The sequence below is a fragment of the Paenisporosarcina sp. genome (assembly GCF_049671445.1).
Lineage (GTDB): Bacteria > Bacillota > Bacilli > Bacillales_A > Planococcaceae > Paenisporosarcina.
Map to the genome: position 1 here is coordinate 17,960 of NZ_JBATUX010000020.1, position 12,734 is coordinate 30,693.

The following is a 12,734-nucleotide window of genomic DNA, read 5'->3' on the forward strand; positions in this document are numbered from 1 at the left end:
CCATGAAAAAAACGCTTTTTATAGCCCTATTAGTGTTTGTCCTCGCAGGTTGTGGGAATGGCAGCGAAAGACAATCTGTCCAAATTTACATGTGGGGTGGCGATGAAAATATTAACAAATATATTGATCAAACCGTTGCCCCTTATGTGCTGAAGGAACACGATATTGAATTAAAAAGAGTAGCAATGGAAACGAATGATTTTATGAGCAAACTCCAAAATGAAAAATCTGTAGGCCGCAAAGAAGGTTCAATCGATCTTATTTGGATTAATGGAGCTGCTTTTAAACAGGGGAAGGATAATGACTTACTGTCAGCAGATTTATTAAGCGATTTAGAGAACTCGCAACGTTTTGAGCAAATACTTTTAGAAACGGATAGTGGAGAACCAATTGAAGGATTGGAAATCCCTTGGGGTAAGACTTCATTTGCATTCCAAGTAAATACAGAAACTGTCAAACAACCTCCAATGACAATCGATGAATTGACAGAATGGATTCAAAAAAATCCTGGAAGGTTCACGTATCCTGATGCTACGGACTTCACAGGCAATGGTTTTATTCGACAACTAGTGTATGCATTGAGCCCAGGTCAACTAAAAGGTGACCCTAGCCTTGAACAACGTCAAAAAGTCTACGAGTATTTAAATGACATCAAACCGTATTTATGGCGTGAGGGAAAAGATTACCCGAAAACATTACAACAACTGGATCAAATGTATAGCAGTAATGATGTGGACTTTACGATGGGCTTCAACGAACGACGAGCTCTACCGTTTATTGAAAATGGTACGTTCGACAAATCTACGCGGACACTTGCTTTAAATGGAGAGGCTATTACAAATGCACACTATGTAACGATTCCGTTTAATTCACCCAATAAAGAGAAGGCTTTACAAGTGATTGAGGCGTTAACGAATTTTCCGATGCAAGCGGAAAAATTAAAAAGCAATGTATGGGGAGATGGCTCTGTATTAGCAGTGGAGCAATTAACAGCTGACCAACAAGAAAAATTGAAGTCTATTGAAGCTTCTGGTAACCATTACTTAAATGAATGGGACAACCAAAGTGATTTTTCGGCGGAGATGATCCAACTCATCGAAAAAGAATGGAGAGACTATGTCGTTCGTCCATAAAGTAGGAAGCTTAATTGTCATCACGATAGGAACTGTTAGTTTACTTGCAGTCGCCCTATTAGTTGTGGATATCGTGCGCTTAACAGAACTCGTATACCCTCTACCAACTTGGCAAGATTATATAGAGCCAATGACTCGTTTACTATGGTCATCCATTTTAGCCTTGATTGCGACCATCATCAGTATTGTATCGGGTATATGGATTGTCCGTGGCTTCTATTTACAAAAAGCCAGGAAGACATCCATTGATAGACTGTCGATTGCTTTCTACTTTCCTCATTTTATTGTGGCTTTATATGTATTGGCAGTAGCTAATAGTATCTATGAGTGGATGGATTTTTATCATCCAACATTCGGTTTTTTAGAAATACTACTTGCGTATTGGCTAAAAGAAGTTCCTTTTGTGGTGTTTTATTTAACCGTTACTTATACGTCTCTTGATTTACAGTCTCGGAGAATAATTTACTTATTTGGTGGAACGAAGTGGCAACAATTTGTTCATGTTGAATGGGTTGCAATTAGAGGACAAGTGCTCGAGCTTTTCCTCATTTTATTTGCTTTTATCTTAACGGCTTATGAAGTACCAACACTCATAGGGAGTAGTGTATATCCATTGTTCGGCCCCACCATATTCGAATACTATTATTCCATTGATTTGGCACAACGTTTCATGATAGATGTTCTGTTATTTGGCGTAGCAATTACGCTCGTTGTTTCAACATTTGTTTTGTTTGCATGGACAAGTCGAACGCGTCAGGCATACGGAAAAGGGAGGCACATGTTATGAAGCGATTGCTTTTTTTTAGCTATATCATGATGCTTCTCTACACGGTATGGCTATTTGTGTCTGGAAGAATGATGTTTACATTTATTGTACAAGACCCGTCAATTGGTCTTGCACTTACATATACAGTAATGATTACAACGATCACCATCTTCTTAAATATCGTCTTAGCCCTTTTAGCTGGTTGGCACTTAGCTGGAAAATTACGTCTGTGGCACGATGTTTTTGTTTTATTGCCACTCATTCTTCCAGTCATTGCGGTAATGGGTGGAATCCAATTGGCACTTTTGTGGATTGGCATTCCAGACCACTTAATCGGCGTGTTGCTTATTCATTTAATGGTGACACTTCCATTCTCGATTCAAATCTTTAAAAATCGATTTTTAGAGCTAGAACAAGAAATCCCATCACTAGTACGATTATTTAAAGGGTCCTTAAAGACGATGTGGATATTCGTCTATTTTCCTTTGTTAAGCGGAAGTTTATATACAGTTGTCGTGCTAACAACGGTTATTTCGCTTAGTCAGTACGCGATTACGGCGTTTATTGGTGGAGGATTAATCCCAACCGTCACTACATTGCTATTTCCTTACTTGCAATCGTCCAACTCTTATATTGTACATACGTCGGTATTCCTTCTTATTACAATGATTGGTTTGTTTGCGTTGTTCATGAAATTACTCATTTTAATCTCTAAAAAGGTGGTGACTTCTTTCTTATGATGGAGTTACGAAACGTCTCAAAAACATTTGAAGGTAAGATGGTTCTCGAAAATGTGAATCTTTCTCTAAAACAAGGGAAAATCATGACCATTCTTGGTAAGTCTGGCAGTGGAAAGTCTACCTTACTGCAGCTTATGGCAGAAATGGAATCAGTTGATTCAGGTGAAATTCATAAAAGCAAAGAAACGCTGTGTGCGTATATTACGCAAAAACCTTTATTGTTTAGTCATATGACGGTTTTGCAAAATATCGCTTTTCCATTGAAATGCCAAGGTGTTGGAAAGAAGGCTCGACTTGAAGCAGCGACTAATTGGTTAAAAAAAGTTGAACTTTTTGGACTAGAGAATCGTTTTCCTTATGAGCTTTCAGGTGGACAGCAACAACGTGTGTCCATTGCCCGTGCATTTGTCTATCAGCCAGATGTGCTACTTATGGATGAACCTTTTGCTAATTTAGATGTGAAATTGAGTAGACAACTTCAACAGCTAATCTTTAATGAAATGAACGAGCGCAATGTCGCCGGGATTTTTGTAACACACAATTACGAAGAAACGAAAATGTATGCAGATCAAACACTTTTATTGCAAGAAGGAAAGCTTACTACTATGTCTGACGAAGAAGTTGAATTGTATTTCAATGAGGGGATTGAAATAGATGGTCAAATAGTTGGAATTTCTGAATGGACATTGTCAAATATCACAAGTGACACATCCATCCAAGTCCGTCTTGAAAAAGAAATTCGTCTTTATGGTGTCGACTTCTATGTAGTGACCTTGCCTAATGGGCAGAAGCAGTTTGTAAAAAGGATGAAAAAATTAAATACAGGTAAGGCATTGTATTTGGTATTGAAGGAGGAGTAAGTATGTTAGATACAAAAGGCCAACCATATATACAACCTCTTTTAGATACAACTGCGGATACATTTGTGAAATGGCATTTGTCAGCAAATGTTGTTACGGGTATTGCTGTTGGAATAGGGATTATGGCAAGTGTGTGGATATATGTGGATTTGATCTGGCTAGGACTTGTTTTCTTATGGTTGTCGGGCTTTCTCGATGCAGTCGACGGCACGATGGCAAGGAAAACAAAACCTTCTGCCTTAGGTACAGTCCTAGATGTTACGTTTGATCGAGTGGTCGAAGGTGGAATTATTTTAGTGCTCGCTATTAAATATCCTGAGCATGCAGTTCTGTTGCTCATCTTAATGTTTTCTATCCTCATTGCGATGACGTTATTTTTAACGATCGGCAATGTGGCACCAAACTCAGGAAAAAAAAGTTTTCATTATGCAACTGGATTAGCAGAGCGAACAGAAGGATTTCTTTTACTTTCGATTATGGTGATTTTTGCGCCGACATGGTTGTTTTGGTCAACATTACTTTTCATCATCATAGAAGTGTTGAGTACGGTTTTGCGTTTCGCGGCTTTTGCGAAGGAAGAGAGGGAAGGACATGAAAGAACATAAAATAGTCGTCATTGGGGGCGGCTCTGGCGGTTTATATACAGCCGCTGGACTGGCTAGGCTTCATGTTGATGTAGCCCTGGTAAATATTACCGAAAAACTTGGTGGAGATTGTCTGCATTCAGGATGTGTACCTTCGAAGTCATTAATTTATGCGTCTACACAAGGAATGAACTGGGAACAAACGACGGAGCACATTAGAAAAGTCATAGCAGAAATTCAAGTTCATGACTCGGTTGAACGATTTGAAGGTCTTGGAGTATCTGTCTATATTGGACATGCGAAATTTGTTAGTCCCAATGAAATTGAAGTAAATGGGCAACGAATTCGTGCGAAAAAATTTGTGATAGCTACTGGTTCAAAACCCCGCGAATTAGCCATTGAGGGCATTGATTCGGTAGGCTATTTAACAAATGAATCACTATTCCATTTGAAAGAACAGCCAAAGTCTTTAGCCATTATCGGAGCGGGTCCCATTGCTCTTGAGCTTGGACAAGCGATGACGAAACTTGGAACGAACGTACACATTATTAACCGTGACAAAGAAATTCTAGGACAATTTGATTCGTCTATTCGAACAACTGCAGCAAAGTATCTTGAGAAAGAGATGACATTCTATCACCAAGCACAGGTTGCACGAGTCGAAGCTCAAGGAAATCAAAAACATCTTACTTTCAAAGATGGAAAAGAACTGGTCGTGGATGAAATTATGGTAGCGGCAGGTAGAGTTGCGAATATTGGATCTCTGCGACTCGAAAATGCAGGCGTTACTATGAAAGAAGGCTTTATCAAAGTAACAGATACACATCAAACAACAAAATCTCATATTTATGCGATTGGCGATGTTATTGATACGTATGCTCATACACATGCTGCTGGATTAGAAGCGCGTGCCGTCATCGAACATATCGTATTTCCGAAAAAGAAGAAGGACCTTTATTTCGACTTTTCCGCTATTATTTACACGTCGCCTGAAGTGTATCAACTATTCGGTAATGAAAACGAAGTCATTGAGACTTTAGAAGTTACATCGAAGGATATCGATCGCTATAAAACAGAAAATATGGAAGATGTCATTATTCGGATTGGCATTGATGAAAAAGGGCATATCATAAATGCACAGGCAGTCGGACCGCACATTAGTGATTTAATGCAGCTCGTTGCTTATACGAAGCGCATGAAGAAATCCATTTCAACATGGTCTAGCATGACGGTGCCATATCCGACTCATGCTCAGATTTTACAACAAATCGCTAATACGTATATGTCACGTACACTTGAAAAACCAATCGTACAACATTTGATTAAAACGTATGTATCCATTCGTGGATTAAGCAAATGAAAACCAACACCGTGTGGCAAGAATGGCGAAAAATCATCTTGTTTATTGGATTTGCACTGATATGTTTAATTGTCTTGTACGCATTTGATGTAATTGACAAAATTGATCTTGATGCTACAAGTGACGCTGTTAGGGACTTAGGAATTTGGGGTATGTTATTGTATGTTATTGCGTACACCATACGACCTTTATTTTTCTTCCCAGCAACGCTCTTAACATTATTTGGTGGCTATACATTTGGGCCGTTTCTTGGAACGGGGTTGGATATCGTAGGTGCTGGAAGTGGAGCAGTGTTAGCATTTTTAGTAGCTCGTTATCTAGGTAGAGAAAAAATGGAGCGATTTGTAAAAGGGAAAAAAATCGAACGATTTGAACAAACTATTCAAAACAATGGTTTTATGGTTGTACTTTATTTGAGACTAATTCCCTTAATTCCGTTTGATTCCATTAATTATTCACTTGGTTTAAGTTCAGTCAAGTTGAAATCGTATATGGTAGCCACTTATTTAGGTATTATCCCCGGTGCATTCGCACTCAATTACATTGGTTCTTCACTACGAACGATGGATGGGAATCTATGGATTGCGATTGCCTTGTATGGCGTGATGGTCTTACTGCCTATTATCGTGAAAAAATATAAGGGAACCTCACAAATTCCACTTGAAAAAGAGAGTACTAGTAAGTAGAAAGGAGGCTGAATCTATATGAACCTAGGTTTAACGAATGGTCAATTACAACCTGTTGAGGACAAACCGAATAGCGTATCAAGCCAAACAGTGCTACAACGCAATTATATGGATCCAATTCCTTATACAGGTAATCGTCTTCAATCAAGAGGTAAAATAAAAGCAATCTTAACAAACATGAAACGAATTGAATTAGTTGAAGAACAAGATAAATACCTACACTATGTAGTAACGTCAAAAGTATTTAAATTTAAAGATGATGTTGAGTTTTATTTTGATGATTCCAATCAAGTGATTCAGTTCCGCTCGAAATCACGAGTAGGGTATACAGATTTTGGAGTCAATCGAAAACGCATGAAAAAAATCACGGATGCTTATAAGCGTCCGTGATTTTTTCTTTGAAAGATAAGCAAGTTTAAGGAGAGCTACACTTTGGAACTTTGAGAATTGATTTCGTCCATTCAATGTTTATTTTCATCCATTCATCTTAAGTTTCTGTCCACTCACAATAGGTTATCATCCGTTTGAAATGGGTTTATGTCCACTTAACCACCCTTATTGACCATTCGCTTGGAGACGGACACTATTCCCCCTGGAAAAGACATGATTTTTAGCTTGAGATGTTATTTCTGATAGTTAGCTAGATAGCGCTCTGAAAGTCTAGATTTTCGATACAATAGCGAAACTTCCTTGGCCACCATGAATAGCAATTATCGGGCTAAGTTCACCGATTTTAATTGCCTGCGTTTGAAACTTCAGTTGGAGCTGTTGCTTTACTTCTTTTGCAGTTTTTTCATCACCACAATGCAGCACCCACATATCACTTGAAGTTGGTTCAAAATCATTGATCATTTGAAGAATGGCTCTCTTTCGGGTCCGGATTTTATGAGCTACTTGAATCGTTCCTTCTTTAAACTTAAGAATGGGATGGATTTTTAACAAGCTCCCCACGAGAAATCCTACTTTTCCGATACGACCACCTTTTAATAATTGATTGAGATCAGCTACAAAAATTCGATTGTGATACATCACATATTTTTCATTGAGAGATTGAGTGATTAAAAGAGGCGTTACACCTTCTTTTGCTAGCATTCTACCTTGTTCAATTAGGTCGTACAATGGCCATGATACGATTTTTGAGTCTACTAAGTGGACAGGAATCGACAAAGATTTAGCAACTGAGGCTACAGTGTCGAATGTGCCACTAATTTGTCGTGAGATGAGAACGGCTATGATGGCGTCATATTCTTTTTCTAAAGCTTGAAATAGATTTTCTATATCATAAACAGTTGGCTGTGAGGACTTTGGAGCAGATTCAGAACGACCAAGAAGGTCATAAAAATCTTCTGTGCTTAAGTCTATGCCATCTTTATACGTGTTGTTTTCATGATTTATTTGCAAAGGAACTACATACAAATCTGAATGGTTAGCATCTTTCGGTAGATATGCTGAACTATCGGTTACCCATGCAATTTTCATGTTTATCCCTCCATTAGAACATTCAAACAAGATAGTCTTTGTGCTACTAAGTATAATGAAAGTATTCTATAAAATAAAAAATGAATGTGCAGGTGGGTCGAATGTTGGTGATAATTGCTGCATTATGTATGATTTTGTTTATGAGTGTCATTTGGATGATGGCTGTAAAACTTGATAACTATTCAATAGTGGATATTGTATGGGGATTAACGTTTATTTTGACAACAGTCGTCGTTCTTGTTTATACAGGAAATTACAATGTAGTTTCTTTGACGATTGCTACGCTAGTTATTATTTGGGGACTTCGCTTGTCGATCTATCTATTTATGAGAAATGCAGGGAAACCTGAGGATTATCGTTACGTTGACATGCGTAAAAAGTGGGGCAGTAAAGTTAAGCTAACGGCATTTGTTCGAGTGTTTATGTTGCAAGGAACGGTTTCTCTATTATTCTCTTTAGGTATATTCCTAGGTATTAGTAAAAGTGACACGATTTTATCGATGTGGCCAGTCTATGTAGGTGTAGTGGTGTGGGTGATAGGATTTTTATTTGAATCGATTGGAGATTCACAATTACGTGCTTTCATCCAAAAGCCAGCAAATAAAGGGAAAGTTATTACAACAGGCTTGTGGAAATATACAAGACACCCAAATTACTTTGGAGAAGCGACACAATGGTTTGGCATAAGCATTGTAGCGTGCGCAGTTCCACTTGGATGGATTTCATTTATTAGTCCATTGTTAGTTACATTCTTCTTAATGAAAATTTCTGGTGTTCCTTTACTTGAAAAGAAAAATAGTAAGAAACCAGGGTATGCAGAATACGCTGCGAAAACAAGTGTATTTGTGCCAATGCCTCCTAAAAATTAATACAACAAAGCCAAGTCGTAGTGAACCACGACTTGGCTTTTATATTTGTCTCTTTGATGTGATATTCTCGATAAGCATTTCATTGAAAGACAAGTTACGTGCGATATTCTGCAGAATTAGACATAATAGAAGAAATAGCTTTGAGAGGATGATTCACATGAATACATATACAGAAATCACTACACTTCCACAATGGGAAGATGTTCTTCAACAATCGAAAGAAAAACCATTTTTGCTGCTAAAGCATAGTACAACTTGTCCTGTCAGTGCAGCTGCATATCGTGAATTTACGTCGACTGAAACGGAACTTGACTTATATTTAGTAAAAGTCATCGAAAGTCGTCCAGTCTCAAATGAAATTGAAAGTAACTTAAGTGTGCAGCACAAATCACCTCAACTCTTTTTAGTGGCGAATGAAGAACCAGTATGGCACACGTCTCATTGGAATATTACGCAAACCAACATAGCTGATGCTATACAACATCATCAAGTATAAAAGGCTAAACCCCACCCAACGTTCATGTTGAGCGGGGTTTTTTACTGCTATTTTTTTGAATATTACTGTTTTTTTAATATGTTTATAGTAATATTTTGTTAAGTAGATATATTGTATGAAAACAAATGGGGAAGTGTGAGAAATGGATTCTATCCAACAGGTAAGTAAATATTTAATTGAAAACGCGCATGCAATCTCACTTGAAATGGTGAATTTGAGTTTAGAGAATTTAGAAATTGACATTCCAGAAGAACTTATTCAAAAATCCGTCAAAGCGAATGCGGAATTTTTAGTATTACTTGCAGAATCTTTCAATGAAAGTGATGAGAATGCTGCAAAAGAGTTAATAGAGTGGAGTAAAACGTATGGGGAGGAGCAAGCAACTATGCTTTCACAACTTTCCGCGCTTATTAAACCTTATGCTGAAAATCGTTTAGCTTTCATGAAACGTATTACTCAAATTTCAATGGATCATAAATTAACAACTGAGAATGTTGTAGCTATTAATAATCGAGTTAGCTACTTAATGGATGTAAGTATGATAGAGACAATCTTCGCATATGAAGCCTATCGTGATGGATTGATGAAGGAACGCCAACGCGAAATTAATGAATTGTCAGCACCTATCGTACCTATTCAACAAGGTATCGCTGTTCTACCATTAATTGGCGTTATTGATCATCCACGGGTTCAACATTTATTGAATAAAGTTTTACCTGGTATTCCGTTGATTGATACTGAACACTTAATTATCGATTTTTCTGGAATATTAACAATCGATGCAGAAGTTGCTCAACATATTTTCACCATTCATAATGTACTAGAATTGTTAGGTATCCATGTGATGTTTACAGGGATTCGACCTAACTTATCGATGGCAGTTGTTCAAGCTGGCATCGACTTTACCTCGTTCAACACTTTTGGCAGCGTTAAACAAGCAATCGAAAGTATCAAATGATAGGTTGAGGTGAAATGAATGGTTCAATTAATAAAACCAACTGTTGATTTGCAGCCAGCTTATTTGTCCTTCTATGAAGAGTGGAAAGCATCAGAAGAAATAATGATACCTTGGGTTATTGAAAAAAATCCGAGTGATTTTCCAGCTATGGTTCAGTCGTTGTTAGACGCAGAAAAAGGAATTGGACTAAAAGAAAATTGGGTACCTGACTCTACATATTGGTTAGTGGATGAAGAATACCGTATACTCGGTGCGGTGAACATTCGCCATACTTTAAGTGAATATTTATTTAACGCAGGAGGACATATTGGTTATGGGGTTCGGCCTTCCGAGCGACAGAAAGGCTATGCCACTAAAATGTTGGCACTAGCTTTAGAAGAAACAAAAAAGCTTGGAATCAATCCTGTCTTAGTATGTTGTGATGCTGTAAATACTCCTTCAGATAAAACCATTCGTAATAATGGTGGCGTGGAAGATACAGATTTTGTTGAAGACAATGGAAATGTGATTAAACGATATTGGATTGGATAAAGCTTTCTTTGTGGTAATGAATGTCGAGAATATAGATTTTTGATGGCATTTGTGATAGCATTACACTTTAAAGAAGTGAGGAAGTGATCGAATATGATTAACATTGAAATACCAAAACCAGATATTACGATTGTGCAACGTGTGCAAGATCGCTCGAATGACGAACCAGAAATCCCTTCGGTTTACGGCTTTATTGATTTTCATCAAATTGCGCGCGACAAAGGCGGAATTATTATGTTCTTCAACAAAGAAGAAGAGCTTTTGTTTGTAGGAAAGGCACGTAAAGTTAGACAACGTGTTAAAAAACATTTTGAAGATAATGTTTCGCCAATTAAAGATCATCGTGATGAAGTAACTAAGATCAAGATTTTTTATGTTGAAGATGCAATGGAACGTGAAATTTACGAAACATACATCATTAATAAATTTGTAGCGAAGTACAATATCGAAAAAAAATTCGCGCATTAATCAGGAAAAGCTGTCCTTAAGAGGATGGCTTTTTTTGTTGGGGAAAATACAACTTCATAGAAATTAATTACGCTCAAAATTAAAATAATTACGATTAAACGAAAATATTGTTGCATTTAAAAGTAATTTAAATTACTATAAAAAGTAATAAGGAGGTTTTATTGTGGATGATATTCGATTGAACGTCGCGTTACTTAGAAGAAAAGTACCAAACTTAACGACCGCAGCAAAATCAATTGGCATTCGACCAGCTACAGTGTCAAATTTATGTACTGGAAAAATCGATTTAGGAAAAGCTGAAGTTCGCACTTTAGTTGGTCTAGCAACACTTGCTAAATGTTCTGTAGACGAATTGATACTTAGAGGGGAGAAGTTGAATATGATTGAAACACAGATTAAAACGTTAGATTTCTTTGCACCGCTAGTAAAAGGAGGGACGACTGGATTAGTGGCTCGTCCTGGCATGGGCCAAGTGGTTATTTTGGCTGAATTAATGCATCGTTTTAAAAAGAATGACGTCACTACTGTTTTTTTACTTCCAACGACAAACCATCCTGAACTGGAAGGCACGACTGAATTAGCAGATATCGTGACAACAACAATCGAAGAAACATTTACAACCTTAACCTCACAGAACGGCGATGTCATATTCATTTCAGACAAGAGTTATATTGTGACAGGTGAAATTCTTGAATTACAGGAAAGGTTAGTGGCAGAAAGTGTACAAAATATCACGACCATACTCGTCGACCTTTCTGGCGAAGTGGTTGACGAAGAGATGCCGTATGGTCCTCTTGAAACACTCTGGCACTTGGATGCTGATTTAGCAATACGCCAACAATTCCCGGCTCTTCATCCGATTTATTCTACTTCTTCGATTCTAGAAGGGACCGATTTGGATCAACGTCACTTTAATTTAAGACAACGTGCACAAAAACTACTACGTAGATATCGCGAGTTGCGTTCAGTGATGACTGTCCATGGGGTGGAGAAAATTCCTGCAGGGGAGTTGGAAACTTATCAGAGGGGCGAGCGACTGGAAGCCTACTTTACCCAACCACTATTTGTTGCAGAAGACTTTACAGGCCAGCAAGGGAAAGCTGTACCGTTGGCGCTGACTCTTCAAGACGTGGAATCGATTTTAGATGGAAAGGCAGATCAACTTTCGGTAGATGAACTAAGATACTGTGGAAGTTTAGTGTGATGTTACTGAGAGTGGGAATTCCTCACTCTCTTTTTTTGTCGAAATACATGAAGAATCTAATCTGAAAATAAAGGGAATAGGTGTATATGTATCGAAATAGTATATAGTATGAATTATTAAAATATTAACTAATGAGGAGGAACTCAGATGACTTTTAAAGTTCAACGAATAGAAGATTTGAAGAAAGTCGATGTGTCGCAGTTGGTAACCGAAAGTGAAGAAGAAGGTTACCGTTTCTTAACTCGTTTAGTAAATGATTATGAAGATGGATCTAATACGTTTAATAAAAATGGTGAAGCTCTCTATGGTGTGTGGGAAGGTCCTGAAAAATTAGTCGCAATTGGCGGCATTAGTCAAAATCCATACACAGAGAATAAGGATGAAGCTCGACTGAAGCGATTTTACACACTTGGTGATGCACGAAGACAAGGCGTCGGATCTCAATTACTTTCGGAACTAGTGAACCATGCAAAAGGTAACTTTAAGAAAATCACGTGTCGTACAGAATCTGCAAAAGCAGATGCTTTTTATAGGGCAAATGGATTTGAAGAAACACATGATACACCGGAAACCACTCATGTGATGAAATTAGGGTAAATA

General features: G+C 37.7%; 16 protein-coding genes. 15 read left to right on the forward strand and 1 reads right to left on the reverse strand.

Annotation, left to right across the window (positions count from 1 at the left end; genetic code table 11):
* Nucleotides 1-2: 2 nt before the first annotated feature.
* The 8 genes from WBG45_RS02185 to WBG45_RS02220 are packed head-to-tail and all read left to right on the forward strand — an operon-like array spanning nucleotide 3 to nucleotide 6,519.
* Nucleotides 3-1,133 carry an ABC transporter substrate-binding protein gene (locus WBG45_RS02185; RefSeq protein ID WP_424412161.1) on the forward strand — a complete coding sequence of 377 codons (1,131 nt, stop codon included), beginning with the start codon at nucleotides 3-5 and terminating at the stop codon, nucleotides 1,131-1,133.
* Nucleotides 1,117-1,920, forward strand: a complete 804-nt coding sequence (locus WBG45_RS02190; protein ID WP_424412162.1) for a hypothetical protein — start codon at nucleotides 1,117-1,119, stop codon at nucleotides 1,918-1,920. The genes WBG45_RS02185 and WBG45_RS02190 overlap by 17 nt, the downstream gene beginning before the upstream one ends.
* Complete coding sequence (locus WBG45_RS02195; protein WP_424412163.1) at nucleotides 1,917-2,639, forward strand: hypothetical protein; 723 nt, start codon at nucleotides 1,917-1,919, stop codon at nucleotides 2,637-2,639. The genes WBG45_RS02190 and WBG45_RS02195 overlap by 4 nt, the downstream gene beginning before the upstream one ends.
* Nucleotides 2,636-3,499, forward strand: a complete 864-nt coding sequence (locus WBG45_RS02200) for an ATP-binding cassette domain-containing protein (RefSeq protein ID WP_424412164.1) — start codon at nucleotides 2,636-2,638, stop codon at nucleotides 3,497-3,499. Before WBG45_RS02195 ends, WBG45_RS02200 begins: the two co-directional genes overlap by 4 nt.
* A gap of 2 nt (nucleotides 3,500-3,501) precedes the next feature.
* A complete protein-coding gene (locus tag WBG45_RS02205; protein WP_424412165.1) occupies nucleotides 3,502-4,104 on the forward strand; it encodes a CDP-alcohol phosphatidyltransferase family protein in 603 nt (200 codons plus the stop codon).
* On the forward strand, nucleotides 4,091-5,443 hold the full coding sequence (locus tag WBG45_RS02210) for a dihydrolipoyl dehydrogenase family protein (protein ID WP_424412166.1): 1,353 nt from the start codon (nucleotides 4,091-4,093) through the stop codon (nucleotides 5,441-5,443). The genes WBG45_RS02205 and WBG45_RS02210 overlap by 14 nt, the downstream gene beginning before the upstream one ends.
* Nucleotides 5,440-6,129 (forward strand): TVP38/TMEM64 family protein, encoded by a 690-nt coding sequence (locus WBG45_RS02215; RefSeq protein ID WP_424412167.1) that lies wholly within the window; start codon nucleotides 5,440-5,442, stop codon nucleotides 6,127-6,129. Before WBG45_RS02210 ends, WBG45_RS02215 begins: the two co-directional genes overlap by 4 nt.
* A gap of 18 nt (nucleotides 6,130-6,147) precedes the next feature.
* On the forward strand, nucleotides 6,148-6,519 hold the full coding sequence (locus tag WBG45_RS02220; protein ID WP_424412168.1) for a DUF1499 domain-containing protein: 372 nt from the start codon (nucleotides 6,148-6,150) through the stop codon (nucleotides 6,517-6,519).
* Nucleotides 6,520-6,789: 270 nt separating this feature from the next.
* Here the strand turns inward: WBG45_RS02220 and WBG45_RS02225 are convergent, their stop codons facing one another.
* Nucleotides 6,790-7,608 carry a DegV family protein gene (locus WBG45_RS02225; RefSeq protein WP_424412169.1) on the reverse strand — a complete coding sequence of 273 codons (819 nt, stop codon included), beginning with the start codon at nucleotides 7,606-7,608 and terminating at the stop codon, nucleotides 6,790-6,792.
* A 101-nt stretch (nucleotides 7,609-7,709) separates the two neighbouring features.
* Here WBG45_RS02225 and WBG45_RS02230 point away from each other — a divergent pair, with 101 nt between their 5' ends.
* The 7 genes from WBG45_RS02230 to WBG45_RS02260 all read left to right on the forward strand — a co-directional run bounded on the left by WBG45_RS02230 (nucleotide 7,710) and on the right by WBG45_RS02260 (nucleotide 12,731).
* Nucleotides 7,710-8,477 (forward strand): DUF1295 domain-containing protein, encoded by a 768-nt coding sequence (locus tag WBG45_RS02230; protein ID WP_424412170.1) that lies wholly within the window; start codon nucleotides 7,710-7,712, stop codon nucleotides 8,475-8,477.
* 157 nt (nucleotides 8,478-8,634) lie between these two features.
* Nucleotides 8,635-8,973 (forward strand): bacillithiol system redox-active protein YtxJ, encoded by a 339-nt coding sequence (gene ytxJ / locus WBG45_RS02235; RefSeq protein ID WP_424412171.1) that lies wholly within the window; start codon nucleotides 8,635-8,637, stop codon nucleotides 8,971-8,973.
* Nucleotides 8,974-9,115: 142 nt separating this feature from the next.
* A complete protein-coding gene (locus WBG45_RS02240; RefSeq protein WP_424412172.1) occupies nucleotides 9,116-9,931 on the forward strand; it encodes an STAS domain-containing protein in 816 nt (271 codons plus the stop codon).
* A gap of 18 nt (nucleotides 9,932-9,949) precedes the next feature.
* Entirely contained in the window at nucleotides 9,950-10,462 is a 513-nt protein-coding gene (locus WBG45_RS02245; protein WP_424412173.1) for a GNAT family N-acetyltransferase, read from the forward strand.
* Nucleotides 10,463-10,555: 93 nt separating this feature from the next.
* Nucleotides 10,556-10,930: a nucleotide excision repair endonuclease gene (locus tag WBG45_RS02250; protein WP_424412174.1), complete on the forward strand. Its 375-nt coding sequence runs from the start codon at nucleotides 10,556-10,558 to the stop codon at nucleotides 10,928-10,930.
* Between the two features lie 163 nt (nucleotides 10,931-11,093).
* Nucleotides 11,094-12,134, forward strand: a complete 1,041-nt coding sequence (locus WBG45_RS02255; RefSeq protein ID WP_424412175.1) for a hypothetical protein — start codon at nucleotides 11,094-11,096, stop codon at nucleotides 12,132-12,134.
* Between the two features lie 147 nt (nucleotides 12,135-12,281).
* Complete coding sequence (locus tag WBG45_RS02260) at nucleotides 12,282-12,731, forward strand: GNAT family N-acetyltransferase (protein ID WP_377735612.1); 450 nt, start codon at nucleotides 12,282-12,284, stop codon at nucleotides 12,729-12,731.
* Nucleotides 12,732-12,734 lie beyond the last annotated feature (3 nt).